Origin of the sequence: Pseudomonas sp. SBT1-2 (genome assembly GCF_028640875.1) — a bacterium.
GTDB lineage: Bacteria > Pseudomonadota > Gammaproteobacteria > Pseudomonadales > Pseudomonadaceae > Aquipseudomonas > Aquipseudomonas chlororaphis_I.
This window is the reverse complement of the sequence record NZ_JAQZAA010000117.1, coordinates 1-26,411: the sequence shown is the minus strand read 5'-3', so window position 1 is coordinate 26,411 and position 26,411 is coordinate 1. Positions and strand designations below refer to the sequence as shown.

The 26,411-nt window shown below is 64.3% G+C and carries 23 protein-coding genes; 14 read left to right on the top strand and 9 right to left on the bottom strand.

Annotation, left to right across the window (positions count from 1 at the left end):
• The first annotated feature begins 56 nt into the window (after positions 1–56).
• The 8 genes from glyA to PVZ78_RS30500 all read left to right on the top strand — a co-directional run bounded on the left by glyA (position 57) and on the right by PVZ78_RS30500 (position 10,218).
• Positions 57–1,310, top strand: coding sequence for a serine hydroxymethyltransferase (gene glyA / locus PVZ78_RS30535; RefSeq protein ID WP_041984857.1), 1,254 nt, complete (start codon positions 57–59; stop codon positions 1,308–1,310).
• A gap of 23 nt (positions 1,311–1,333) precedes the next feature.
• Positions 1,334–2,584, top strand: a complete 1,251-nt coding sequence (locus PVZ78_RS30530) for a sarcosine oxidase subunit beta family protein (RefSeq protein ID WP_009051223.1) — start codon at positions 1,334–1,336, stop codon at positions 2,582–2,584.
• A 156-nt stretch (positions 2,585–2,740) separates the two neighbouring features.
• A complete protein-coding gene (locus PVZ78_RS30525; protein ID WP_009051222.1) occupies positions 2,741–3,070 on the top strand; it encodes a sarcosine oxidase subunit delta in 330 nt (109 codons plus the stop codon).
• The gene (locus tag PVZ78_RS30520; protein WP_038636201.1) at positions 3,067–6,084 is read left to right on the top strand and encodes a sarcosine oxidase subunit alpha; all 3,018 of its coding nucleotides are present in this window, start codon (positions 3,067–3,069) and stop codon (positions 6,082–6,084) included. The genes PVZ78_RS30525 and PVZ78_RS30520 overlap by 4 nt, the downstream gene beginning before the upstream one ends.
• 133 nt (positions 6,085–6,217) lie before the next feature.
• Positions 6,218–6,850, top strand: a complete 633-nt coding sequence (locus PVZ78_RS30515; protein WP_009051220.1) for a sarcosine oxidase subunit gamma — start codon at positions 6,218–6,220, stop codon at positions 6,848–6,850.
• A gap of 160 nt (positions 6,851–7,010) precedes the next feature.
• A complete protein-coding gene (gene purU, locus PVZ78_RS30510) occupies positions 7,011–7,868 on the top strand; it encodes a formyltetrahydrofolate deformylase (RefSeq protein ID WP_009051219.1) in 858 nt (285 codons plus the stop codon).
• Between the two features lie 207 nt (positions 7,869–8,075).
• Entirely contained in the window at positions 8,076–9,275 is a 1,200-nt protein-coding gene (gene fdhA, locus PVZ78_RS30505) for a formaldehyde dehydrogenase, glutathione-independent (RefSeq protein WP_009045939.1), read from the top strand.
• Positions 9,276–9,645: 370 nt separating this feature from the next.
• Positions 9,646–10,218, top strand: coding sequence for a DUF2780 domain-containing protein (locus PVZ78_RS30500; RefSeq protein WP_025807292.1), 573 nt, complete (start codon positions 9,646–9,648; stop codon positions 10,216–10,218).
• On the opposite strand, the gene PVZ78_RS30495 is transcribed toward PVZ78_RS30500, so the two are convergent.
• Positions 10,219–11,106, bottom strand: coding sequence for an acyltransferase (locus PVZ78_RS30495; protein WP_110175314.1), 888 nt, complete (start codon positions 11,104–11,106; stop codon positions 10,219–10,221). It lies immediately after the preceding gene.
• 309 nt (positions 11,107–11,415) lie between these two features.
• Between PVZ78_RS30495 and rloA2 the strand changes: the two genes are divergently transcribed.
• The 4 genes from rloA2 to creD all read left to right on the top strand — a co-directional run bounded on the left by rloA2 (position 11,416) and on the right by creD (position 15,748).
• Complete coding sequence (gene rloA2 / locus PVZ78_RS30490) at positions 11,416–11,916, top strand: retropepsin-like aspartic peptidase RloA2 (protein ID WP_007926027.1); 501 nt, start codon at positions 11,416–11,418, stop codon at positions 11,914–11,916.
• A 69-nt stretch (positions 11,917–11,985) separates the two neighbouring features.
• Positions 11,986–12,666: a two-component system response regulator CreB gene (creB, locus tag PVZ78_RS30485; protein ID WP_041984848.1), complete on the top strand. Its 681-nt coding sequence runs from the start codon at positions 11,986–11,988 to the stop codon at positions 12,664–12,666.
• Positions 12,666–14,087, top strand: a complete 1,422-nt coding sequence (gene creC / locus PVZ78_RS30480) for a two-component system sensor histidine kinase CreC (RefSeq protein ID WP_273829759.1) — start codon at positions 12,666–12,668, stop codon at positions 14,085–14,087. The genes creB and creC overlap by 1 nt, the downstream gene beginning before the upstream one ends.
• Positions 14,088–14,371: 284 nt before the next feature.
• Positions 14,372–15,748 (top strand): cell envelope integrity protein CreD, encoded by a 1,377-nt coding sequence (gene creD, locus PVZ78_RS30475; protein ID WP_009051213.1) that lies wholly within the window; start codon positions 14,372–14,374, stop codon positions 15,746–15,748.
• Between the two features lie 206 nt (positions 15,749–15,954).
• On the opposite strand, the gene PVZ78_RS30470 is transcribed toward creD, so the two are convergent.
• A complete protein-coding gene (locus tag PVZ78_RS30470; protein ID WP_016704092.1) occupies positions 15,955–16,584 on the bottom strand; it encodes a glutathione S-transferase in 630 nt (209 codons plus the stop codon).
• Positions 16,585–16,695: 111 nt separating this feature from the next.
• Here PVZ78_RS30470 and PVZ78_RS30465 point away from each other — a divergent pair, with 111 nt between their 5' ends.
• Entirely contained in the window at positions 16,696–17,118 is a 423-nt protein-coding gene (locus PVZ78_RS30465) for a hypothetical protein (protein WP_273829758.1), read from the top strand.
• Here the strand turns inward: PVZ78_RS30465 and PVZ78_RS30460 are convergent.
• The 7 genes from PVZ78_RS30460 to PVZ78_RS30430 form a co-directional block, all read right to left on the bottom strand.
• Positions 17,096–17,284, bottom strand: coding sequence for a hypothetical protein (locus PVZ78_RS30460; RefSeq protein WP_009045929.1), 189 nt, complete (start codon positions 17,282–17,284; stop codon positions 17,096–17,098). The two genes, PVZ78_RS30465 and PVZ78_RS30460, sit on opposite strands and share 23 nt — an antisense overlap.
• Positions 17,281–18,414, bottom strand: coding sequence for a PepSY-associated TM helix domain-containing protein (locus PVZ78_RS30455; RefSeq protein ID WP_273829757.1), 1,134 nt, complete (start codon positions 18,412–18,414; stop codon positions 17,281–17,283). Before PVZ78_RS30455 ends, PVZ78_RS30460 begins: the two co-directional genes overlap by 4 nt.
• Before the next feature lie 64 nt (positions 18,415–18,478).
• Complete coding sequence (locus PVZ78_RS30450; protein WP_273829756.1) at positions 18,479–20,908, bottom strand: TonB-dependent siderophore receptor; 2,430 nt, start codon at positions 20,906–20,908, stop codon at positions 18,479–18,481.
• Between the two features lie 230 nt (positions 20,909–21,138).
• Positions 21,139–22,125, bottom strand: coding sequence for a FecR domain-containing protein (locus PVZ78_RS30445; protein WP_273829755.1), 987 nt, complete (start codon positions 22,123–22,125; stop codon positions 21,139–21,141).
• Positions 22,122–22,640, bottom strand: a complete 519-nt coding sequence (locus PVZ78_RS30440; RefSeq protein ID WP_041984832.1) for an RNA polymerase sigma factor — start codon at positions 22,638–22,640, stop codon at positions 22,122–22,124. Before PVZ78_RS30440 ends, PVZ78_RS30445 begins: the two co-directional genes overlap by 4 nt.
• A gap of 274 nt (positions 22,641–22,914) precedes the next feature.
• Positions 22,915–23,622 carry a 3'-5' exonuclease gene (locus PVZ78_RS30435; protein ID WP_009051206.1) on the bottom strand — a complete coding sequence of 236 codons (708 nt, stop codon included), beginning with the start codon at positions 23,620–23,622 and terminating at the stop codon, positions 22,915–22,917.
• Positions 23,619–25,559 carry a putative nucleotidyltransferase substrate binding domain-containing protein gene (locus PVZ78_RS30430; protein ID WP_028684201.1) on the bottom strand — a complete coding sequence of 647 codons (1,941 nt, stop codon included), beginning with the start codon at positions 25,557–25,559 and terminating at the stop codon, positions 23,619–23,621. Before PVZ78_RS30430 ends, PVZ78_RS30435 begins: the two co-directional genes overlap by 4 nt.
• A gap of 253 nt (positions 25,560–25,812) precedes the next feature.
• Between PVZ78_RS30430 and PVZ78_RS30425 the strand changes: the two genes are divergently transcribed.
• Entirely contained in the window at positions 25,813–26,259 is a 447-nt protein-coding gene (locus tag PVZ78_RS30425) for a response regulator (RefSeq protein ID WP_009045922.1), read from the top strand.
• Positions 26,260–26,411 lie beyond the last annotated feature (152 nt).

Genomic DNA, 26,411 nt, shown 5'->3' with positions numbered 1-26,411 from the left:
CAGGGTACGTGCCTCACCGAGACGAAAGGCGCACCGCCGCCGCTGGGAGAGACGCGATGTTCAGCAAGCAAGACCAAATCCAGGGTTATGACGATGCACTGCTGGCGGCCATGAATGCCGAGGAGCAACGTCAGGAAGATCACATCGAGCTGATCGCGTCGGAGAACTACACCAGCAAGCGCGTGATGCAAGCGCAAGGCAGTGGCCTGACCAACAAGTACGCCGAAGGTTATCCGGGCAAGCGTTACTACGGTGGCTGCGAGCACGTGGACAAGGTCGAGGCCCTGGCCATCGAGCGCGCCAAGCAACTGTTCGGCGCCGACTACGCCAACGTCCAGCCGCACTCCGGTTCCTCGGCCAACAGCGCCGTGTACCTGGCCCTGCTGCAAGCCGGCGACACCATCCTGGGCATGAGCCTGGCCCATGGCGGCCACCTGACCCACGGCGCCAAGGTGTCGTCCTCGGGCAAGCTGTACAACGCCGTGCAGTACGGCATCGATACCAATACCGGGCTGATCGACTACGACGAAGTCGAGCGCCTGGCCGTCGAGCACAAGCCGAAGATGATCGTCGCTGGCTTCTCGGCCTATTCCAAGACCCTCGACTTCCCACGCTTCCGCCAGATCGCGGATAAGGTCGGCGCCTATCTCTTTGTCGACATGGCCCACGTCGCCGGTCTGGTCGCCGCTGGCCTGTACCCGAACCCGCTGCCTTACGCCGACGTGGTCACCACCACCACCCACAAGACCCTGCGCGGTCCGCGTGGCGGCCTGATCCTGGCCAAGGCCAACGAAGAAATCGAGAAGAAGCTCAACGCCGCGGTGTTCCCTGGCGCCCAGGGCGGCCCGCTGATGCACGTGATCGCCGGCAAGGCGGTGTGCTTCAAGGAAGCGCTGGAGCCTGGCTTCAAGGCCTACCAGCAGCAAGTGATCGACAACGCCCAGGCCATGGCCGGCGTATTTATCAAACGCGGCTACGATGTAGTGTCCGGCGGCACCGACAACCACCTGTTCCTGGTCAGCCTGATCCGTCAGGGCCTCACCGGCAAGGATGCGGACGCCGCCCTGGGCCGCGCCCACATCACCGTGAACAAGAACGCTGTCCCGAACGATCCACAGTCGCCGTTCGTGACCTCCGGCCTGCGTATCGGCACCCCGGCGGTGACCACCCGCGGCTTCAAGGTTACCCAGTGCGTGGAGCTGGCCGGCTGGATCTGCGACATCCTCGACCACCTCGGCGACGCCGATGTCGAGGCCAATGTCGCTCGTCAGGTATCGGCCCTGTGCGCGGACTTCCCGGTTTATCGCTGAGTGCGGTTTTGGAGTAAATGACTATGCAACGCTACTCGGGCTTCGGCCTCTTCAAGCACTCCCTCAGCCACCATGAAAACTGGCAGCGCATGTGGCGCACGCCGACCCCGAAAAAGGTCTACGACGTGGTCATCGTCGGCGGTGGCGGGCATGGCCTGGCGACCGCCTACTACCTGGCCAAGGAGCACGGCATCACCAACGTCGCCGTGGTCGAGAAAGGCTGGCTGGGCGGCGGTAACACCGCGCGCAACACCACCATCGTGCGTTCCAACTACCTGTGGGACGAGTCGGCGCACCTGTACGAACACGCGATGAAACTGTGGGAAGGCCTGTCCCAGGACCTCAACTACAACGTGATGTTCTCCCAGCGCGGCGTCTACAACCTGTGCCACACCCTGCAGGACATCCGCGATTCCGAGCGTCGGGTCAGCGCCAACCGCCTCAACGGCGTGGACGGCGAGCTGCTCAACGCCAAGCAGGTGGCGGACGAGATTCCGTACCTGGACTGCTCCAAGAACACCCGCTACCCGGTGATGGGCGCCACCGTCCAGCGCCGTGGCGGCGTGGCCCGCCACGACGCCGTGGCCTGGGGCTTCGCCCGTGCCGCCGACGCCCTGGGCGTGGACCTGATCCAGCAGACCGAAGTGATCGGCTTCCGCAAGGAAAACGGCGTGTGCATCGGCGTGGAAACCAACAAGGGTTTCATCGGCGCCAAGCGCGTCGGCGTGGTCACCGCCGGTAACTCCGGGCACATGGCCAAGCTCGCCGGTTTCCGCCTGCCGATCGAATCGCACCCGCTGCAAGCACTGGTGTCCGAGCCGATCAAGCCGATCATCGACAGCGTAATCATGTCCAACGCGGTGCACGGTTACATCAGCCAGTCCGACAAGGGCGACCTGGTGATCGGCGCCGGTATCGACGGCTGGGTCGGCTACGGCCAGCGTGGTTCGTACCCGGTGATCGAGCACACCATCCAGGCCATCGTCGAGATGTTCCCGATCCTTTCGCGGGTGCGCATGAACCGCCAATGGGGCGGCATCGTCGACACCACCCCGGACGCCTGCCCGATCATCTCCAAGACTCCGGTGCCGAACATGTTCTTCAACTGCGGTTGGGGTACCGGCGGCTTCAAGGCCACCCCGGGTTCGGGCAACGTATTCGCCGCGAGTCTGGCCAAGGGTGAAATGCACCCGCTGGCCGCACCTTTCTCCATCGACCGTTTCCACAACGGTGCGCTGATCGACGAACACGGCGCTGCAGCTGTCGCCCACTAACAAAGGCCTCATGAAAACTACTGCGCTCGGCAATACGGCGTTAAAAACAGGCTCGAAATGCTCACTTAGTAAACTAAGCTCCGCTTTCTCCCCTGTTTTTGCCTTGTCTTGCCTTCGCTCGCTACGTTTTCAAGAGGCTTGATAGGAGAAATCCCTATGTTGCACATCTTCTGTCCTCACTGCGGCGAACTGCGCTCCGAAGAGGAATTCCATTCGTCCGGCCAGGCGCATATCCCGCGTCCGCTGGATCCGAACAACTGCACCGACGAGGAGTGGGGCAACTACATGTTCTTCCGCGATAACCCTCGCGGTCTGCACCACGAGCTGTGGATCCACGCCGCCGGCTGCCGTCAGTACTTCAACGCCACCCGCGACACCGTGACCTACGAGATTCTCGAAACCTACAAGATCGGTACCAAGCCGCAATTCACCGACAAGACCGATAGCCCGAAAGCGGCCACGCAGGCTCTGGGAGAGAAGGTATGAGCCAGTCCAATCGCCTGTCCAACGGCGGACGCATCGACCGCAACAAAGTCCTCAGCTTCACCTTCAACGGCCAGACCTACAAAGGCTTCGAAGGCGACACCCTGGCCGCTGCCCTGCTGGCCAACGGCGTGGACATCATCGGTCGCAGCTTCAAGTATTCCCGGCCGCGCGGCATCTTCGCCGCCGGTGCCGAAGAGCCGAACGCGGTGCTGCAGATCGGCGCCACCGAAGCCACCCAGATCCCTAACGTGCGCGCCACCCAACAGGCGCTGTACCAGGGCCTGGTCGCCACCAGCACCAACGGCTGGCCGAGCGTCAACAACGACATGATGGGGATTCTCGGCAAGGTCGGCGGCAAGCTGATGCCGCCGGGCTTCTACTACAAAACCTTCATGTACCCGCAATCGTTCTGGATGACCTACGAGAAGTACATCCGCAAGGCCGCGGGCCTGGGTCGCTCGCCGACCGAGAACGATCCGGACACCTACGACTACATGAACCAGCACTGCGACGTGCTGATCGTCGGCGCCGGCCCGGCCGGCCTGGCCGCGGCCCTGGCTGCCGCGCGCAGCGGTGCGCGGGTGATCCTCGCCGACGAGCAGGAAGAATTCGGCGGCAGCCTGCTGGACAGCCGCGAAAGCCTGGACGGTAAGCCGGCGGCCGAGTGGGTCGCCACCGTGGTCGCCGAGCTGAAGTCGCTGCCGGACGTGACCCTGCTGCCACGGGCCACCGTGAACGGCTACCACGACCATAACTTCCTGACTATTCACGAGCGCCTGACCGACCACCTCGGCGATCGCGCGCCGATCGGCCAGGTACGCCAGCGCATCCACCGGGTACGTGCCAAGCGCGTGGTGCTGGCCACCGGTGCTTGCGAGCGTCCGCTGGTCTACGGCAACAACGACGTGCCGGGCAACATGCTGGCCGGCGCGGTTTCGGTCTACGTGCGCCGCTACGGCGTGGCGCCGGGCAAGAAGCTGGTGCTGAGCACCAACAACGACCATGCCTACCGTGTGGCCCTGGACTGGCTCGACGCCAGCCTGCAAGTGGTGGCCATCGCCGATGCCCGTCACAACCCACGCGGCGCGCTGGTGGAAGAAGCCCGCGCCAAGGGCATTCGCATCCTCACTTCCAGTGCGGTGATCGAAGCCCGTGGCAGCAAGCATGTGACTGGCGCCCGCGTCGCAGCGATCGACGTCAAGGCGCACAAAGTCACCAGCCCGGGCGAGTGGCTGGACTGCGACCTGATTGCCAGCTCCGGCGGCTACAGCCCGGTGGTGCACCTGGCGTCGCACCTGGGCGGCAAGCCGATCTGGCGTGAAGACATCCTCGGTTTCGTACCGGGCGAAGCACCGCAGAAACGCGTGTGCGTCGGCGGCATCAACGGCGTCTACAGCCTCGGCGATTCCCTGGCCGATGGTTTCGAAGGCGGCGTGCGCGCGGCCAGCGAAGCGGGTTTCAAGGCCGTGGAAGCGGTCCTGCCCAAGGCCCTGAGCCGTCTCGAAGAGCCAACCCTGGCGCTGTTCCAGGTGCCCCATGAAAAAGGCACCGCGCGGGCACCCAAGCAGTTCGTCGACCTGCAGAACGACGTCACCGCCGCCGCCATCGAACTGGCGACCCGCGAGGGCTTCGAGTCGGTCGAGCACGTCAAGCGCTACACCGCGCTGGGCTTCGGTACCGATCAGGGCAAGCTCGGCAACGTCAACGGCCTGGCCATCGCGGCCCGTTCGCTGAACGTGAGCATCCCGCAAATGGGCACCACCATGTTCCGTCCGAACTACACGCCGGTGACTTTCGGCGCCGTGGCCGGTCGTCACTGCGGGCACATCTTCGAGCCGGTACGCTTCACCGCGCTGCATGCGTGGCACGTGAAGAACGGCGCCGAGTTCGAGGACGTCGGCCAGTGGAAGCGCCCTTGGTACTTCCCGAAGAATGGCGAAGACCTGCACGCCGCGGTCAAGCGCGAGTGCAAGGCAGTGCGCGACAGCGTCGGCCTGCTCGACGCCTCGACCCTGGGCAAGATCGATATCCAGGGCCCGGACGCCCGTGAGTTCCTCAACCGCATCTACACCAACGCCTGGACCAAGCTCGACGTGGGCAAGGCGCGCTACGGCCTGATGTGCAAGGAAGACGGCATGGTCTTCGACGACGGCGTGACCGCCTGCGTCGGCGAGAACCACTTCATCATGACCACCACCACCGGTGGCGCCGCGCGCGTCCTGCAATGGCTGGAGATCTATCAGCAGACCGAATGGCCGGACCTCAAGGTGTACTTCACCTCGGTTACCGACCACTGGGCGACCATGACCCTGTCCGGGCCGAACAGCCGCAAGCTGCTCAGCGAAGTCACCGACATCGACCTGGACAAGGACGGCTTCCCGTTCATGACCTGGAAAGAAGGCCTGGTGGGCGGCGTGCCGGCGCGGGTGTTCCGTATCTCCTTCACCGGCGAGCTGTCGTACGAAATCAACGTCCAGGCCGACTACGCCATGGGCGTGCTGGAGCAGATCGTCGAGGCTGGCAAGAAGTACAACCTGACCCCGTACGGCACCGAAACCATGCACGTACTGCGGGCCGAGAAGGGCTTCATCATCGTCGGCCAGGACACTGACGGCTCGATGACCCCGGACGACCTGAACATGGGCTGGTGCGTCGGTCGTACCAAGCCGTTCTCGTGGATCGGCTGGCGTGGCATGAACCGCGAAGACTGCGTGCGCGACCAGCGCAAGCAACTGGTGGGCCTGAAGCCGATCGACCCGAACCAGTGGCTGCCGGAAGGCGCGCAACTGGTGTTCAACACCAAGCAGGCGATCCCGATGAGCATGGTCGGTCACGTGACCTCCAGCTATGCCCACAACTCCCTGGGTTATTCGTTTGCCATGGGTGTGGTCAAGGGCGGCCTGAAGCGGATGGGCGAGCGAGTATTCGCGCCATTGGCCGACGGCACGGTGATCGAGGCGGAAATCGTTTCTTCGGTGTTCTTCGATCCGAAAGGCGATCGCCAGAACGTTTAACCCTACAACCTTGTAGGAGCGAGGCTTGCCCGCGATAGGCATCACGCGGTGCCTCAGACAGACCGCGATGTATTCATCGCGGGCAAGCTCCGCTCCTACGGGTGTGATGCAAGAATTTGAAGACAGGTGCTCTATGACCGCAGTCAACGTTTACCAACAGCGCCCGACCACTGGCGCCAAAGCCGAGTCGTCGCTGCACCATGCCGATCTCGCCAGCCTGGTGGGCAAGGGCCGCAAGAACGCAGGCGTGACCCTGCGCGAGAAGAAACTCCTCGGCCACCTGACCATCCGTGGCGATGCCCATGACCCGGCCTTCGCTTCCGGCGTGCACAAGGCCCTGGGCCTGGAACTGCCGGTGGCCCTGACCGTGGTCGCCAAGGGCGAAACCAGCCTGCAGTGGATGGGGCCGGACGAGTGGTTGCTGGTGGTGCCGAGCGGTGAAGAATTCGCCGCCGAGAAAAAACTGCGCGAAGCGCTGGGCGACCTGCATATCCAGATCGTCAACGTCAGTGGCGGCCAACAGATTCTCGAGCTGTCCGGCCCGAACGTGCGCCAAGTGCTGATGAAGTCCACCAGCTACGATGTGCACCCCAACAACTTCCCGGTAGGCAAGGCCGTCGGCACCGTGTTCGCCAAGTCGCAACTGGTGATCCGCCGCATGGGCGAAGACACCTGGGAACTGGTGATCCGCCGCAGCTTCTCCGATTACTGGTGGTTGTGGCTGCAGGATGCCGCCGCCGAATACGGCCTCAGCGTTCAGGCCTGACGCGAATTCCTGTAGCCGCTGCCGCAGGCTGCGATCGACCCCGTAGGGGGCGTCGCTCTTGAGGGCGCTGGAAGGTCCTTCGGACCTCATCGCAGCCTTCGGCAGCGGCTACAGGGATGTGCCGCTTCACCGAGAGATCAATGAACAGGAGTCACCCCGCATGAGCCGCGCACCCGATACCTGGATTCTGACTGCCGACTGCCCCAGCGTGCTCGGCACGGTGGATGCGGTGACCCGCTTTCTGTTCGAGCAGGGCTGCTATGTCACCGAACACCATTCGTTCGATGACCGGCTTTCGGCGCGTTTTTTCATTCGTGTGGAATTCCGCCAGCCCGAGGATTTCAACGAGCAGGGCCTGCGTGACGGTCTGGCCGAGCGCGCCCGGGCCTTCGACATGAACGTCGAACTGACCCCGCCGCAGCATCGGCCGAAAGTGGTGATCATGGTCTCCAAGGCCGATCACTGCCTCAACGACCTGCTCTACCGCCAGCGCATCGGCCAACTGGCGATGGACGTGGTGGCGGTGGTGTCCAACCATCCGGACCTCAAGCCCCTGGCCGACTGGCACCAGATCCCGTACTACCACTTCCCCCTGGACCCCAACGACAAACCGTCCCAGGAGCGCCAGGTGTGGCAGGTGATCGAGGAATCCGGCGCCGAACTGGTGATCCTTGCGCGCTACATGCAAGTGCTGTCGCCGGAGCTGTGCCGCAAGCTCGATGGCAAGGCGATCAACATCCACCACTCCCTGCTGCCCGGTTTCAAGGGCGCCAAGCCTTATCACCAGGCCTACAACAAGGGCGTGAAACTGGTGGGCGCCACTGCGCACTACATCAACAACGACCTGGACGAAGGCCCGATCATCGCCCAGGGCGTGGAAGTGGTGGACCACAGTCACTACCCCGAGGACCTGATCGCCAAGGGGCGCGATATCGAAGGCCTGACCCTGGCGCGGGCCGTGGGTTATCACATCGAACGGCGGGTGTTCCTCAACGCCAATCGAACAGTGGTTCTATGACCTGTAGCCGCTGCCGAAGGCTGCGATCGACCCCGTAGGGGGCGCCGCTCTTGAGGGCCCTGGAAGGCCCTTCGGACCTTATCGCAGCCTGCGGCAGCGGCTACAGCGTAGTTATTTTGAAGACGAAACAGCATCTGTACCCGAGCACTCTACGCGCTGCCTTTTTCCGGCAACGCGGTTTCATAAAAACAACAGCGAGGTGAAAGCATGTCTGGTAATCGTGGTGTCGTGTATCTCGGCAATGGCAAGGTCGAAGTACAGAAAATCGACTATCCAAAAATGCAGGACCCGCGCGGCAGGAAGATTGAGCACGGCGTCATCCTGCGCGTGGTATCCACCAATATCTGCGGTTCGGACCAGCACATGGTGCGTGGCCGTACCACTGCCCAGGTCGGCCTGGTCCTGGGTCACGAAATCACCGGCGAGGTGGTGGAGAAGGGCAGCGATGTCGAGAACCTGAAGCTCGGCGACCTGGTCTCGGTGCCGTTCAACGTGGCGTGCGGGCGCTGCCGTTCCTGCAAGGAGCAACACACCGGGGTCTGCCTGACCGTCAACCCGGCTCGCGCCGGCGGTGCCTACGGCTACGTCGACATGGGCGACTGGACCGGCGGCCAGGCCGAATACGTGCTGGTGCCGTACGCCGACTTCAACCTGCTGAAACTGCCGGACCGCGACAAGGCCATGGAGAAGATCCGCGACCTGACCTGCCTGTCCGACATCCTGCCGACCGGCTATCACGGCGCGGTAACGGCCGGCGTTGGCCCGGGCAGCACCGTCTACATCGCCGGCGCCGGCCCGGTAGGCCTGGCCGCGGCTGCGTCCGCCCGTCTGCTGGGCGCGGCGGTGGTGATCGTCGGCGACGTCAACCCGGTACGCCTGGCCCACGCCAAGGCCCAGGGCTTTGAAATTGCCGACCTGTCCAAGGACACCCCGCTGCACGAACAGATCGCCGCCCTGCTCGGCGAGCCGGAAGTGGATTGCGCGGTCGACGCGGTGGGCTTCGAAGCCCGCGGCCATGGCCATTCCGGTGCCCAGCACGAAGCGCCGGCCACAGTGCTCAACTCGTTGATGGGCGTGGTACGGGTCGCCGGCAAGATCGGTATCCCAGGCCTCTACGTCACCGAAGACCCGGGCGCGGTAGATGCCGCGGCCAAGATGGGCAGCCTGAGCATCCGCTTCGGCCTCGGCTGGGCCAAGTCCCACAGCTTCCACACCGGCCAGACCCCGGTGATGAAGTACAACCGCCAACTGATGCAAGCCATCATGTGGGACCGCATCAACATCGCCGAAGTGGTCGGCGTGCAGGTCATCAGCCTGGACGACGCCCCGCGTGGCTACGGTGAATTCGACGCCGGCGTGCCGAAGAAATTCGTCATCGACCCGCACAAGCTGTTCAGCGCGGCATAAGCCTTCAGCGCAGCAAAAAGGGCGACCCTTGGGTCGCCCTTTTTTATGGCTGACTCGGGCAAAGCCCGACCATGCACCCTGTAGCCGCTGCCGCAGGCTGCGATAAGGCCGGTAGGCCTTGGTTCTCGATTTTTAGCCAAACCCCCAGCACCCTTCAGATCGCTACGACCGTTCCGGTCGATCGCAGCCTGCGGCAGCGGCTACAGATATCGGCGTTGGAATAACGGTTGCCCGTCTGCGAGGTTCCGGGTATATCCGGGCCGGTTAAATATGGATATGCCGGTGCGGAACATTGATCCGGTTTTCCCGGTCAAATCCGCAGTTTTCCCGCCGTTGTCACGATGTATTTCTGGTTCAAGAGGTTGTCTCGATGAAAATTTCCCGCAGTGTTGCACTGGCTACGTTGCTGACCCTGGGTGCCAGCCCGGTTTTTGCCGCAGGCTTCAGCCTGAGCGATGCCGCCAATGCGGTGTCCAGCATGCAGGGTGGCGACAAGGCTACCGCTGCCGCTCCAACCTCGCAGACCGCCAATCTGCTCAGTGCCCTTTCGCAACTGGATGTCACGCCGGAGCAGGCCATCGGCGGTACCGGTGCGATGCTGGGCCTGGCGAAGAATCAGCTGAGCAGCACTGACTACTCGCAACTGAGCAAAAGCGTTCCGGGGCTGGACAAGCTCTCGGGCGGCAACGCGCTGGGCAGCCTGGGCGCCTTGAGTGGCCTGCTGGGGCAGAGCGGTGGCAGCAAGACCGCCGGCCTGGAGAGTGCGCTGGGTAACGTGCAGAACACCAATGACCTGAACAGCGCGTTCAGCGCCCTGGGCATGGACAGCGGCATGATCGGCCAGTTCGCCCCGGTGCTCCTGCAGTTCCTGGGTCAGCAGGGCGTGGGCGGTTCGCTGCTCAACAGCCTGGGCGGGATCTGGGGCGTCGGCAGCGGCAGTTGATCAACCGCGCTCGGCGCGCAAGGCGTCGATGCGCTGGTCCTTCTCGGTCCAGAGCTGGTTGACCCAGTTCTGGACGGTCTGGCGAAACGCCGGATCGTTTTCGTAATCCCCCTGCCACAACGCCGGATCCAGCTCACGGGTCTGGATATCGACGATCACCCGCGGCACGTTGCCGCTGATCAGGTCCCAGAAACCGGGAATCTTCTGCTGCGGATAGACCACCGTCACATCGAGGATGGCGTCGAGCTGTTCGCCCATGGCCGCCAGGACGAATGCCACGCCGCCGGCCTTCGGCTTGAGCAGTTGCTTGAAGGGGGATTGTTGCTGCTCGCGCTTGGCCGGCGTAAAGCGGGTGCCTTCCAGGTAGTTGACCACGGTGACCGGCTGGCGCTTGAACAGCTCGCAGGCGGCCTTGGTGATTTCCAGGTCCTTGCCTTGCAGCTCCGGGTTCTTGGCCAGGAAGGCCTTGCTGTAGCGCTTCATGAAGGGGTAATCCAGGGCCCACCAGGCGAGGCCGAGGAAGGGCACCCAGATCAGTTCTTTTTTCAGGAAGAACTTGAAGAAGGGGGTACGGCGGTTGAGGGTCTGGATCAGCGCCGGGATGTCGACCCAGGACTGGTGGTTGCTGATCACCAGGTAAGAAGTGTCGCCCCGCAGGTCGTCGCCGCCACGGATATCCCACTGGGTGGGAATGCACAGGGCGAAGATCAGCTTGTCGATTTCGGCCCAGGTTTCGGCAATCCACATCACCGCCTTCGACGCGTAGTCGCGCAGGCGCCCTGGCAGGACCAGCTTGAGCAGGGCGAACACCACCAGCGGCCCGAACAGGACCAGGGTGTTGAGCAACAGCAGCAGGGTGACGAAACAGCCGGTGAGCAGGCGGCGCATAAGGAACTCTTGCAAGCGTTTGGGCGCGCCATGATAAGCACCTTCGCCAGGCAGGCCAAATCCTGATGTGCTGACGAATGTTTCACTTCTGTAAGGGTATGGTGCACTCAACCGAAATGACCGCCCCCGTACTGTAGGAGCGAGGCTTGCCCGCGATGGCGTCGGTTCAGACAGCGCGCGGCGTCTGCATCGCAGGCAAGTCGGATCGCCGCCACTCGCTCCTACAGAAGCATTGTCCACACGCTGGCGAACCAATTGCCCGGCCACGGTCTAAAATCCTGCTGCCCACTTCCCAAGGAACCTGCTCACGTGAAATCCGTCCTTGCACTCCTGTCCCTGCTGGCGCTGCCGGTCATGGCCGCCGAGCCGACCCTCTACGGGCGCTACGAATACATTCAACTGCCGGAAATCGGCGAAACCCTCAAGGCCAAGATGGACACCGGCGCCCTGACCGCCTCGCTGTCGGCCAAGGATATCGAGACCTTTACCCGCGATGGCGAGGAATGGGTGCGCTTCCGCCTGGCGACCAAGGATGCCGACGGCAAGGTCTACGAACACAAGGTGGCGCGGATCAGCAAGATCAAGAACCGCGCCGATGAAGACGAAGACAAGGAAGAGGCCCAGGTGGCCAAGCGTCCGGTGGTCGACCTGGAAATGTGCCTGGGCAACGTCAAGCGCACCGTCGAAGTCAACCTGACCGACCGCAGCAGCTTCAACTACCCGCTGCTGATCGGCGCCAAGGCCCTGCGCGAGTTCGGTGCGGCGGTGAACCCGGCCCGGCGTTACACCGCCGACAAACCCGACTGCTGATCAGACCTGATTGACGGCGCATGAGGCATCCGGCACCGTTCTGGCACTTACTTCCCGTGCTTGGATGCCATGCCTCATATCCTGATTGTCGAAGACGAAGCGGCGATTGCCGATACGCTGATTTTTGCCCTGCAGGGTGAAGGGTTCAGCACCACCTGGCTGAATCTCGGGCAGGCGGCGCTGGACTATCAGCGGCATACGCCGGCGGACCTGCTGATCCTCGACATCGGCCTGCCGGACATCAGCGGCTTCGAAACCTGCAAGCAGTTGCGGCGCTTCAGCGAGGTGCCGGTGATGTTCCTCAGTGCCCGGGACGGTGAAATCGACCGGGTGGTGGGCCTGGAAATCGGCGCCGACGATTATGTGGTCAAGCCCTTCAGCCCGCGCGAGGTCGCCGCAAGGGTCAAGGCCATCCTCAAGCGCATGGCGCCGCGGATGGTGGTCGAGGCGCCGGCTACGCCGTTCCAGGTCGATACCGACAAGTTCCAGATCAGCTACCGCGGCCAGTTGCTGAGCCTGACCCGCCACGAATTCCGCCTGCTGCATTGCCTGCTGGAGCAACCCGAGCGGGTGTTCAGCCGCGAGCAGTTGCTCGACGCCCTGGGGGTGGCGGCGGATGCCGGCTACGAGCGCAGCATCGATAGCCATATCAAGAGCCTGCGGGCCAAGCTGCGCCTGGTGGCGGCCGACGCCGAGCCGATCCAGACCCATCGCGGCCTGGGTTACAGCTACAGCCCGGGGCACAGCTGATGCCGTTGGGAATCCGGATTTTCCTGGTCTACGTGTTGTTCGTCGGCCTGACCGGCTATTTCGTGCTCAGCACGGTGATGGAAGAAATCCGCCCGGGCGTACGCCAGTCCACCGAGGAAACCCTGGTGGACACCGCCAACCTGCTGGCGGAAATCCTGCGTGACGATTTCAAGGCCGGCACCCTCAGCGAGAACCGCTGGCCGGAACTGCTCAAGGCCTATGGCGAGCGGCAGCCGGCGGCGACCATCTGGGGCCTGCCGAAGAACCAGGTTAACCACCGCATCTACGTCACCGACGCCGAGGGCAAGGTGGTGCTGGACTCCAGCGGCCTGGCGGTCGGCCAGGATTATTCGCGCTGGAACGACGTGTATCTGACCCTGCGCGGCCAATACGGCGCGCGTTCCTCGCGCAGCGTGGCCGATGACCCGAACTCCTCGGTGATGCATGTCGGCGCGCCGATTCGCGACAACGGCCGGATCATCGGCGTGGTCACCGTGGCCAAGCCCAACAGTTCCCTGCAGCCCTACGTCGACCGCACCGAGCGCCGCCTGCTGTGGTACGGCGCCGGCCTGATCGGCCTCGGCCTGTTGTTCGGCGCCTTGCTGTCCTGGTGGCTGAGCGTCGCCCTGCGCCGCCTGACCGGTTATGCCCAGGCGGTCAGCGAGGGTCGCCGCGCCGAGCTGCCGCACTACCGTGGCGGCGAGCTGGAACAACTGGCCACGGCGGTGGAGCACATGCGCACCCAACTGGAGGGCAAGGCTTATGTCGAGCGTTACGTGCACACCCTGACCCACGAGCTGAAAAGCCCGCTGGCGGCGATTCGCGGGGCGGCGGAGCTGTTGCAGAGCGAAATGCCCGGCGAACAGCGCGCCCGTTTCGTCAGCAACATCGACAGCGAAAGCGCGCGCATGCAGCACCTGATCGAGCGCTTGCTGAACCTGGCGCAGGTCGAACAGCGCCACGGCCTGGAAGAGCGCGAGGCGGTGCCGCTGGCGGACCTGGCGAACCAGGTGCTGGACAGCCAGAAGGCGCGGATCGAGGGCAAGGGCTTGCAGGTCGAACAGCGCATCGAGCCGGGGCTGAAGCTGTCGGGCGAAGCGTTCCTGTTGCGCCAGGCCCTGGGCAACCTGCTGGAAAACGCCCTGGATTTCACCCCCGCCGGTGGCGTGCTGCGCTTGAGCGCCAGCAGAGCGGGCGACCAGGTGCGGTTCAGCCTGTTCAACCAGGCCGAGCCCATCCCGGATTATGCCCTGGCGCGCCTGACCGAACGTTTCTATTCCCTGCCACGGCCTGACAGCGGGCGTAAAAGCACCGGCCTGGGGCTGAACTTCGTCGAAGAAGTGGTGCAACTGCATGGCGGCCAGATGCAGATCGGCAATGTGGAAGGCGGCGTTGAAGTCAGCCTAGTGTTTCCCGCCTGATTCACCGGGTGCGCCGGTTGCGGGTGCTACGCCCCCGATCGCAGCCTTCGGCAGCGGCTACAGGGTACACGCAGTCCATGTAGCCGCTGCCGAGCCCGCGAGGCTGCGATCGGTTTGGGCGGCATTCCGACGTAGCGACCGCAGACCCTGAATCCGCGATTTACCTGGAAAAACGCACCGGCTGCCTCCCACAAAGCCAATCTCCACACACTCTCCACACTCCCCCCATAAAACCCCCACATGGGCTGCCCAGACTCTCCCTCATTCGAACAGGGAGAGACTCCATGAACCGCAATCTGACCATAAAGCTGGGGGCGATCGCCCTTTTGATCCTGGGGCTGCTGGTGCCGTTGTTGATGATCGACGGGCTGATCCAGGAGCGCCAGGAACTGCGCGACGGTGTGCTGACCGATATCGCCCGCAGCTCCAGCTACAGCCAGCAACTGAGCGGCCCGCTGCTGGTGGTGCCTTATCGCAAGGTGGTGCGCACCTGGAAAACCAACGAGAAGACCAACACGCGTTACCAGGAACAGGGTGAGAGGAGCGGGCAGCTGTATTTCCTGCCGGAGCACTTCGAACTCGATGGCCAGGTGCGGACCGAGTTGCGCGCCCGGGGGATCTACCAGGCCCGGCTGTTCCATGCGAACAACCGCATCAGCGGGCAGTTTGCGCTGCCCGAGCAATTGGGGATCAAGGAAGACTTCGCCGACTACAAGTTCGAGCAGCCGTTTCTCGCCGTGGGCATCAGCGACATTCGCGGCATCGAGCAGGCGCTGGCCCTCGAGCTGAACGGGCAGAACCTGCCTTTCGCGCCCGGCACCCGGGTTGACTGGCTGGGGGAGGGGGTACACGTCAACCTGCCGCTGCTGGACGGCAAGCGCAGCACCGACCTGGATTTCGCCTTCGACCTGCAATTGCAAGGCACCGGCCAGTTGCAAGTGCTGCCGGTGGGCAAGACCAGCAAGGTACGCCTGCGTGCCGACTGGCCTCATCCGAGCTTTATCGGCAACTACCTGCCGGCGCAGCGGGAGATTTCCGACCTGGGTTTCGCCGCCAACTGGCAGACCTCGTTCTTCTCCACCAACCTGGAAAGCGCCTTGATCAATTGCCTGGCCAGCGGACAGTGCAAGGAGTTCAAGAACCGCTCCTTCGGCGTGAGCTTCATCGATCCGGTGGACCAGTACCTCAAGAGCGACCGGGCGATCAAATACGCGCTGTTGTTCATCGCCCTGACCTTTGCCGGCTTCTTCCTCTTCGAGGTGCTCAAGAGCCTGGCGGTGCACCCGGTGCAGTACGCCCTGGTGGGCGTGGCCCTGGCGTTCTTCTATCTGTTGCTGCTGTCGCTCTCGGAGCACATCGGTTTTGCCCTGGCCTACCTGCTGTCGGCCGGTGCCTGCGTGACGCTGATCGGTTTCTACGTCTGCCATGTGTTGCGCAGCCTGGGCCATGGCCTGAGTTTCGCCGCCAGCCTGGCTGCCTTGTATGGCCTGTTGTACGGCTTGCTCAGCGCCGAGGATTACGCACTGCTGATGGGTTCGCTGCTGTTGTTCGGCCTGCTGGGTGTGTTCATGGTGCTGACCCGCAAGCTCGACTGGTACGGCGTAGGCCAGGCCAAACCGGCCCAGCCGCTGACGTTCGAAGCGCAGGTGGCCCATGAGTAGGTCGTTGGGCTTGCGCGAGGACCAGCAGCAAGCAGAGGCCTTGTTGGCATGGATAGTCGGGTTGTTGCCTGAAGCACCGTGGGGCGACCATCGCGAGCAAGCTCGCTCCTACATAGGGCGCCGCGAAACCTGTAGGAGCGAGCTTGCTCGCGATAGGGCCGGCCCGGCCAGTACCCTGCTTCAGGTGATGGTCGCACCCGGAGGCTTCAAGCCGGCGGCTGGGTCGCCAGCATCGAAGGGCGTTGACTGACCTCGGCGTACCAGGCCGCCAGTTGGGGCTGGGCATCGCGCCACTGCAGGTCGGGGTGGCGGAAGTCGAGGTAACCCAGGGCACAGGCAACGCCGATGGCGGCGACGTCGAAGTGGCTGGCCAGTTCGGCGATCGCATCGGCCTCGAGCACGGCCAGGGCGCGGCGGATCTTGTCGCGCTGGCCGTCGAGCCACAGCTCCCAGTGTTTCTCGGGGGCGCGCAGGGCCAGTTCGTAACGGATCAGCACCGAGGCGTCCATGATCCCGTCGGCCAGGGCCGCCAGGGTCAGGCGCCGCCAGCGGGCCGAACCTTCGCGGGGGATCAGCGGGTTACCGACGTGTTGCTGGTCGAGGTAGTCGAGGATCACCCGGCTGTCGTACAGCACGTTGCCGTCGGCCAGGCGCAGGGCGGGAATCTTGCCCAGCGGGTTGTCCTGGTTGAGGGCGGCGTCCGGATTCACCGGGGTCAACTGGCTGGCGTGCAGGGCCACGCGGTCCAGCTGGCCGGTCTCGTGCAGCAGCACCATGACTTTGCGCACATAAGGTGATGCCGGGTTGTGGAACAGCGTCATGCTGGGGGTGGACATGAATATTCCTCGCGGGTGGAAGTGGAGCGCAGGCTCGCAACCCGGGGGATCTTAACGCAGCCTCTGGCCCCGGCCACAGAGGCGACATGCAGCACAGACAAGGAGTGATGAATGCGCAGGTCCTATCTTCGACACGGCTTGTACAGCCTGGCCCTGACCCTGTTGGGCGCGCTGGCGGTGTACCTGGCCTTGCAGTTCGAGTTTCGCCGCCACGGCGAGGGTGAGCCGGAGCTGATCATGGCGTTCGCCTACATGGCCTGGTACTGGGCGCTGCCGGCGCTGGCCCTGCCGGCCCTGGGCTGTGCCCTGCTGAGCCTGCGCGGCCCCGAACCGCTGACCCGGCCCTGGTGCTGGGGCCTGGCGGCAAGCTATGTACCGCTGCTGGGGCTGGCGCTGTTCTGCGTGCTGGTCGCCGCCGAGGCGCAGCAGGAAAACCGCGTGTTCATCCCGGTGCTGGCGATCGGCCTGGGGCTGTCGCTGTACCTGTGGTGCGGCTTCCCCGCCGCCGGGGTCAGGCCGGAGGCGGGCGGTTGAACAAACCCCGCAGGGCGATCAGGGCCGGAGCGCCCAGGCCGAGCCAGCTCAGGGCGTCCCAGATGCCGTCGCCGAGCAGCGCGGAGAACAGCCCCGCGGCACAGAGCACGGCGATGAACAGCGGTGCGCCGAAGACCTTCCAGAAGTTCGATTGCCGCGGCCTCATGACGCCACCCCGGCGGGTTCGCCCAAGGCCGGCCTGGCCGCGCGGCGGCGGACTGTCCACAGGTACAGGCCGCTGCCCAGGACAATGATGGTCAGCCCATCCAGGGTCGCCCAGAGGATCTTCATCGGCATGCCACCGTAGTCGCCGAAGTGCAGCGGTTGCGACATGCCCATGGCGTCCATGTACCAGGGACGTTCGGCCACCGCCGTGACCTCCAGGGTGCTGGCGTCGATCAGCACCGGGGTCAGCAGGTGCGAGGTCAGGTGGGTGCTGCCCTTCATGAACACCGCGTAGTGGTGCTCGCTGGAAAAGCGCGTGCCGGGGAAGGCGATGAAGTCCGGCTGCATGCCCGGCGCCACCTCCTTGGCGATCTCCAGCAGGCGGCTGGCCGGGGCCAGTTGGGTCAGTGGCGGCGCATCGCGGTACGGCTCGATCATCGCGCTGAGGCTGTCGTTGCGCCAGGCGGCGATCAGCAGGTCGGCGCAGGCGCTGATCACCCCGGTGACGCCGACCACCAGGGCCCAGGTCAGGGTCACCACGCCGATCAGGTTATGCAGGTCCAGCCAGCGCAGGCGGGTGGATTTGTCCTGGCGCACCGTGGCGAATGCCAGCCGGCGCATGAACGGCAGGTACAGCACCACGCCGGAGACGATCGCCAGCACGAACAGCAGCCCCATGAACGCCAGCAGCAGCTTGCCCGGCAGGCCGGCGAACAGGTCCACGTGCAGGCGCAGGATGAACATCATCAGCCCACCGTTGGCCGAGGGCGTTTCCACGGCTTCGCCGGTGCGGGCGTCGAGCATGAAGGTATGGGACGAGTTGGGCTCGGTGCCGGCGGTCCTGGCCATGATGGTGAGCACGCCGTTGGGGTCTTCCTCGTCCCAGCCGAAATACTGCATGACCTCGCCCGGGCGATGGGCCTCGGCGGCGCGCACCAGCTGCTGCAGGTCCAGCTGCGGGGTGTCGGCGGGCATTTCCCGCAACTGCGGTGCGTCGCCCAGCAGGTGGTCGATCTCGTGGTGAAAGATCAGCGGCAGGCCGGTCAGGGCCAGCAGCAGCAGGAACACCGTGCAGACCAGGCTGCTCCAGGTGTGGATAAACGACCAGCGGCGGATGGTTTTGCTTTTCATTTCTTAGCCTTCAGACACAGCAAAGCCGTCCTTGGCAGGACGGCCCGGTGGTTAACTCAGCCGATTACCACTGGTAGGTGGCACTGGCGACCACGCTACGCTGATCGCCGAAATAGCAGTAGGAACCATCGCAGGTGGACAGGTAGTCCTTGTCGAACAGGTTGGTGGCGTTGAGTTTCAGCGACGCGCCTTTGAGGCTGCTGTCCAGGCGGCCCAGGTCGTAATGCACGGCGGCATCGAACACCGTGTAGGCATTGGCCTTGCCCAGCCAGGTATTGGCCTGGTCGCCATAGGTATTGCCGGTGTAGCGGGCGCCGGCGCCAATGCCGAAACCGTCGAGCACGCCGCTGTGCCAGGTGTAGTCGGTCCACAGCGAGGCTTGCTGGTTTGGCATCAGTTGCAGGCGGTTGCCTTTATAGATGCCTTTTTGCACCTCGGACTTGGCCAGGGTGTAGGCGGCGATGACCTTGAGGTTGTCGGTCACGTCGGACACCGCTTCCAGCTCCAGGCCTTTGACCTTCACTTCGCCGGTCTGGTTGGTCACCGACTCGCCACCGGCACCGATGCTGGTCACCAGCACGTTTTTCTGCGTCAGGTCGTAGACCGCCGCGCTCAGCAGGGTGTTCGAACCAGGTGGCTGGTACTTGATGCCCAGCTCCCATTGCTTGCCCTCGGTGGGTTTATACGACTCGGTGGGGGAGACGCTGGCGTTGCTGGCTGGCTGGAACGATTCGGCGTAGGAGAGGTACGGCACCAGTCCCGAGTCGAACACATAGCTCAGCGCCGCGTTGCCGCTGAAGTTCTTGCTGCGGTCGGTGTTGGTCACGTCGTTCTTGTTGAAATAAGTGGTGCCCTGGTGCACCCAGTCTTCACGACCGCCCAGGGTCAGGCGCCATTGGTCCAGGGCCATCTGGTCCTGCACGTAGAGGCCGGTCTGCACGGTTTTCTGGTTGTAGTCGTAGTAGGCGCTGGAGCGCGCCGGGCGCACGATCGGCTTGCCATAGACCGGGTTGAAGATGTTGGTGGTCCCGCCGTCACCGTAAATCGACAGATAGGAGGTGTCGGTGCGTTGGTGATCCAGGCCGATCAGCAGGGTGTGGGTGATGTCGCCGGTGGCGAAGTCGGCCTGGAAGTTATTGTCGACGGCGAACTGGCTGATGTCCTCGTCCACGTTGGTCGAGGTACGGCTGATATTGCCTGCCGCATCGGCCGGGGAGTAGGCGTAGGAACCCACGGTCAGCTGCTGGAAGGACAGCTCCGATTTGGTATAGCGCAGGTTCTGGCGGAACTGCCAGACATCGTTGAAGCGGTGCTCGAAGGCGTAGCCCAGGGCGTAGTAGGTGCGGTCGTAGAACTCGTAGTCCGGGTCGCCGAGGTTCTTGTGATGGGAGACGTCGCCCAGTGGCGACTTGATCTTGGTGCCCTGGATCGGCATGAACTGGCTGGTCGCGCCGGTATCGTCGCGGGTGAACTGCGAGAGCAGGGTCAGCCTGGTGTCGGTGTCGATGTTCCAGGTCAGGCTGGGGGCGATGTTGTAGCGCTTGTTGTCGATGTGGTCGACCTGCGTACCGGCGTCTCGCACCACGCCGCTGAGGCCGTAGAGGAACTGGCCTTCGTCGTCGATCTTGCCGGTGCTGGCGAAGTTGATCTGGCGGTAGTTGTCACTGCCGTACTGCAACTGGATGGCATGGCTCGATTCAGCGCTGGGGCGCCGGCTGACCATGTCCAGCAGGCCGCCCGGCGGGGTCTGGCCGTAGACCGACGAGGCCGGGCCGCGCAGCAGGGCCAGGCGGTCGAGGTTCCAGGTTTCGGCTTTCGGGTTGGCATACACGCCGCGGGGCAGTGGCAGGCCGTCGAGGAACTGGGTGGGCTCGAAACCGCGCACGCGCATCCAGTCATAGCGGGTGTCGCTGCCGTAGCTGGCGGAAACGATACCGGGCATGTAGCGCACGGCATCATCCAGGTTCTGCACGTTGCGGTCTTCCATCTGCTGGCGGGTGGCGACGGAAATCGAACGCGGCGCTTCAACCAGCGAGGTGTCGGTCTTGGTGCCGGCGGCGGTGCGCGTGGCGAGGTAACCGTCCACCGGCCCCCAGGCACTCTCATAAGCCTGCTGGCCAGTGATGCTGGTTTCCGGCAGGGCCACCACACTGTCGGGAATCGCCACCAGGCTGTAGGTGCCGGCGCTGCTTTGTTCCAGTTGCAGGCCGGTGCCGCGCAGGGCCTCGCGCAAGGCGCCGGCGGCATCGAACTGGCCCTTGACCGGGGCCGAGGTCTTGCCGGCGGCCAGGCTCGGGTTGAGGCTCAGGGCCAGGCCGGCCTGGCTGGCGATCTGGTTCAGGGTACTGGCCAGGGGCGCGGCCGGCAGGTTGTAGGCGCGCACGCCGGACGCCTGTTCGGCGGCGATCAGCGGGGTGCTGGCCAGCGGGGCGCAGAGGGCAATGGCCACGGCCAACAGGCTGGGGCGCAACAGGGTGTCTAGCGAGCGGGACATACGGCGGCTCCTGGATGGAAACATTTCTCAATTGCCTATGTGCCGGACGAGATTCAAAAAGTGATAGGGCGGATTGAAAATAATTTCGATTTACGAAAATAAGGGGGGTATTTCAGGTTGGGCAGGCGGCGTCAGCAGGCGTTTTCGCGAGCAAGCTCGCTCCTACAGGAACGGCGCCACCCTGTAGGAGCGAGCTTGCTCGCGATAAAAACCGTACCGACACCGCAGGGTTATGGTTTGTCTCTACCCTCGGCCCGCGCCACCAGGGTGACCCACCAGGGTGTGTGCCGCTCGATGGCCACGGGCAGGGTGGGCAGCAGCGCGCTCAGGGCCAGGTCGGTGTCGTGCAGCGGGAAGCTGCCGGTGATGCGCAGGTCGGCCACCTCGTCGGCCACTCCCAGATGGCCACGGCGGTAGCGCCCCAGCTCGCTGACCAGGTCCGCCAGGCGCGCGTTGTCCACCACCAGCATGCCGCGGGTCCAGGCGTCGGCACCGGGGCTCAGGGCCAGCAGCGGGCCGAGGCCGTCGCGGCGCATCAGCACCTGCTGGCCCTCCTTGAGGATCTGTTCGTCCTGGCCGGACTCCGGCCGCGCGGCCACGGCCGATTGCAGCACGCTCAGGCGGGTGCCCTGTTCCTCGCGCTTGACCAGGAACCGTGTACCCAGCGCGCGCATATGGCCTTCGCGGGTCTCGACGATAAAGGGCCGGGCGTCGTTGTGGCCGGTCTCGACCAGGATCTCGCCTGCCTGCAACACGATGCGCCGCTGTTTTTCGTCGAAACGCACATCCACGGCGCTGTGGGTATTGAGGTTGATCAGCGTGCCGTCGGCCAGGCGCAGGGTGCGTTGTTCGCCGGTGGCGGTGCGCTGGTCGGCGAACCAGTAATCCAGCTGGTCGTAACGTTCGCCGGCGAACAGGGCCAGGCCCAGCAGCAGGGCGATGCTGGCCAGCCCGCTGCCGAGTTTGCGCACGCGGCGACGGAGGCTGTCCCTCGATTGCAGCAGGGCGCTGCGGGCCGGGCCGCTGGCGACGCTGAAACGCTGGTCGAGCATGCCCAGCTGGCGCCAGGCGCGGGCGTGTTCTTCATCGGCGGCATGCCATTTGGCGAATTCTTCGCGGGCCATCGGGTTGCCTTCGCCGGAGTCCAGCGACAGCTGCCAGGCAATCGCCGCGTCCAGCACCCGGGCGGACACCGGCTTGGCATTGAGCGGGCTCATAGCGGCTCACCGTACAGGGCGATGTAGCACTGGCGAATGCCCTGGGCCAGGTACTGCCTGACCCGCGGCACGGACACACCGAGGCGTTCGGCGATTTCCGCGTGGCCGAGGCCGTCGAGGCGGTTATAGAGGAAGGCGGCGCGAGCCTTGCTCGACAGCTTGCCCAGCAGGCGGTCGATGGCCTTGAGGTCTTCGAGGATCAACTGCTGTTCTTCCGGGGAGGGTTGTTCCTCTTCCGGGATCAGCATCAGTTCGGTGAGGTAGGCCTGTTCCAGCGCGGCGCGGCGGAAGTAGTCGAACAGCAGGCCCTTGGCGATGGCCACCAGGAACGCCCGCGGCTCGCGCGGGGCTTTCAGTTCGTCGCGGCCCAGCAGGCGGACGAAGGTGTCCTGGCTCAGGTCCTCGGCCCGTTGCGGGCAGGCCACATTGCGTCGCAGCCAGGCCAGCAGCCAGCCGCGATGGTCGCGATACAACGCGCCAACGAGGTCACTGTGGGGGCTTTGGGCTGACGACACCTGGGTATCCCAATCGAGAAGTTGAAACTAACGAGAATTATTCGCGATTGTGGCAGGGCGCAAAGAGCCGCGCAATGGGCGCTGGTCGGCTGCGATTTATCGGATCCCTGTAGCCGCTGCCGAGCGCCAGCGAGGCTGCGATCGGTCTGGGCGGCATTCCGACGTAGTGGCCGCAAAGCCTGAGTTTGCAGTCTGTCAGGCGGAACGCGCTGTCTGGATGGCGAGCGCTACGCGCTCGATCGCAGCCTCGCTGGCGCTCGGCAGCGGCTACAGATCAGAAGGAGTGGGTTTGCTGCCGGCGCTTCCATTGGCTGAGCCGCTGTTGCAGGTTCAGCGGGCTGTGGATCTGCTGCTGGCGGGCGCGGCTGAACAGGATCAGCGCCAGTTCGGCGGTGGCCAGGGCGTCGGCGGCGGCATGGTGGCGTTCGCCGGCCTGCAGCTTGAAGTAACCCATCCAGTCATCCAGCCCGGCTTCGCGGATATGCGCCTGGGGGCAGAGCAGCGGGGCCATTTCGGCGACGTCGAGGAACGGATGCTGCAGGCGATAACCCAGGCTGTCCTTCAGGGCCCGGCCGAGCATGTGCTGGTCGAACGGCGCATGGAAGGCCAGCAGCGGGCTGTCGCCGACGAACTCCATGAAATCCAGCAAGGCCTCCACCGGGTCGCTGCCCGCGGCGATCGCACTCGGGCCGAGGCCGTGAATCAGCACGCTGGGGCTGAGCTTGTGATCGGTACGCTGCAAGGTGCGTTCGAACTGCTGGCCGAAGTCGATGGCGCCGTCTTCGATCACCACCGCACCAATGGACAACACCTGGTCGCGGTTGAGGTTGAGCCCGGTGGTTTCCAGGTCCAGCACCACCCAGCGCTGTTCGCGCAGGCTGCATTCGCCCAGCGGTGGGGCAACAGGCAGGCGCTCGCGGCGTTGTTGCTGTTCGGCGCTGAGTGCCGCGCTGGCCGGGCGCAACCAGGCGAACAGGCTCATAGCTGGTACCTCAGCGCCAGGCTGCTTTGCAGGCGCTGGGCCTGGCGCAGCGACTCGCGCAGGATGCGCCGGTCCAGGTGGTTGAGGCTGTCCGGGTCGACGCGGTTGGAGTAGGGCAGGTTCTGCCGGGTCTGCAATTGGTGCTGTTGCATGCGGGTCTGCTGGATGAAGTGATAGGCCTCTTCATATGCGGCGCCGTCGAGGGTTTCGATGACTTCCCTGGCCACCAGCTGGCGCAAGCGCTCCAGGGTGTTGTTGGCGTCGATGCCATTGGCCAGGGCCAGCAGGCGGGCACCGTCGACGAAGGGGGTGAGGCCCTGGACCTTGAGGTCGAGGGTGGCTTTTTCGCCGTTCTTCCTGGCCAGGACGAATTCACGGAAACGCCCTACCGGCGGGCGCTGGCGCAGCGCGTTCTCGGCCATCATGCGCTGGAACAGGCGGTTGTCGCCGACCTGGTCGAGGATGCCACGGCGCAGTTGGGCACAGCCTTGCTCGTCGCCCCAGACTACCCGCAGGTCGAAATAGATGCTCGAACCCAGCAGGTTCTCCGGCGTGGCCTCCCGGATGAAGGCGGCGAAGCGCCGTGCCCACTCGGCGCGGGACAGGCACAGCTCGGGGTTGCCGGCCATGATGTTGCCCTTGCACAGGGTGAAGCCGCACAGCGCCAGGCTCTGGTTGATCTGCTGCGCCAGGGGCAGCAGCTTGCCGCGGATCTGTGCCGCATGGGCCGCATCGCGGGCTTCGAACAGGATGCCGTTGTCCTGGTCGGTGTGCAGGGTCTGCTCGCGCCGGCCTTCGCTGCCGAAACACAGCCAACTGAACGGCACGCCCGGGTCGCCCTTGTCGGCCAGGGTCAGTTCGATGACCCGGCACACCGTGTGGTCGTTGAGCAGGGTGATGATGTGGGTGATCTGGGTCGAGGACGCGCCATGGGCCAGCATGCGCTCCACCAGCTGGCCGATCTCGCCGCGGATCGCCACCAGGTTGTCGATGCGTGGCGCGTTGCGGATGGTCCGCGCCAGGTGCACCAGGTCGACCCGCTGCAAGGAAAACAGGTCGCGCTCGGAAACCACGCCGCACAGGCGCTGCTCTTTTACCAGGCAGACGTGGGCGATGTGCCGCTCGGTCATGGCGATGGCGGCGTCGAATGCACTGTGGTCCGGCGAGAGGGCGAACGGCGCCTGGGTCATGTGCCGTTCGATGCCCTGGTTGAAGTCGCTGGTGCCGTCGGCCACCACCTGGCGCAGGTCGCGCAGGGTGAAGATGCCGAGCGGCGCCTTGTGTTCATCCACCACCACAATGCTGCCGACCTGCTGCTCGTGCATCAGGCTCACGGCTTCGCGCAGCGGGGTGGATGGGCTGCAGGTCACCGGGTGGCGCATCGCCAGTTCGCCCAGCCGGGTGTTGAGGGAGTACTGGGTGCCGAGGGTTTCCACGGCCTTTTGCTGGACCTGCTGGTTGACCTGGTCCAGCAGGCTGCTGACGCCGCGCAGGGCGAAATCGCGAAACACCGCGCAGAGGGCGAACAGCTTGATGAAGGCCGGCTTGTTCAGTTGCAGGCAGAAGGTGTCCTCGGCCGCCAGGTGTTCGGTGCGGGTGGCGCGCTCGCCCAGCAGTGCGGCGAGGGGGAAACACTCGCCGGCGGTGATCTCGAAGGTGGTTTCGGTGCCGCCTTTGAGGGCGTGCTGGCGCTCGCCGACCACCCGGCCCTGCTTGACGATATAGAAGTGTTCGACCGGTCCGTCGGCGGGCTTGATGATGCTCTCGCCGGGGCCGTAGAAACGCAGTTGGCATTGCTCGACCAGGTACGCCAGGTGAGCGTTTTCCATCTGATTGAAAGGGGGGAACCGCTGGAGAAACTGCATCGTGCCGTGGATGTTCTGCAACACCGCGGTTTTCCCTGCCTGGGTGAAGGCATCCGCTTTACTCATAACCATTACCGCAGTCTTTTTGGATTTGTTGTGGTCGGGTCTTGGGTCATGGTCGGTCCCACGCTGCCGGGTGCCCATTGGACGTAAGTCTAGGTAGCGGGTCTGCACCTGTTAATTCGCTTCAAGCAGGTGTCAAAACCGTGAAAAAAGTACTTATCCGGCCTCTTGGAAAAAAATCCGACGAAGTGCACATTGGAGGCCTGCTTAGCGATGTCTGACCACTGTGCTAGGGGATCGATTTGAATATGTAGAGAACGCCATGTCCGACCACGATATTTTGAGTGATGCCGAGCGCGAGGCGCTGAACGCCGTGATGCTCGAGCCTGATCTGCCGCCCCAGCGCGTGTTGATTGCCGACGATGACAAGGATGCCCGTGAGTTGCTGTCGGAAATTCTGGGGCTGGATGGCATTCGCTGCATGACCGCAGCCAGTGGCAAGGCCGCACTTGAACTGTTGAACTCGAACAAATCGATCGGACTGCTGATCACCGATCTGCGCATGGCCCCCTGCAACGGCCTGGACCTGATCCGCCAGGTGCGCGAATCGGAGCGGGCGGCGCTGCCGATCATTATCATTTCCGGGGATGCCGATGTGCGTGACGCCATCGCGGCCATGCACCTGAGCGTGGTGGATTTCCTGCTCAAGCCGATCGACACCGGCAAGCTGCTGGCGCTGGTCAAGCATGAGCTGGGCGTGGTGCGCTAAGTATGTGCCCCACGTCCCCTGTAGGAGCGAGCTTGCTCGCGATAGCTGCCTCGGCCCCAAACAAAAAAGGTTCTTCACGGAATACCGGGAAAGACGCTCTTGATCTTCATGAAAAAGAATTCGCTATCCCGGTAACCGTACGCCATTCGTTT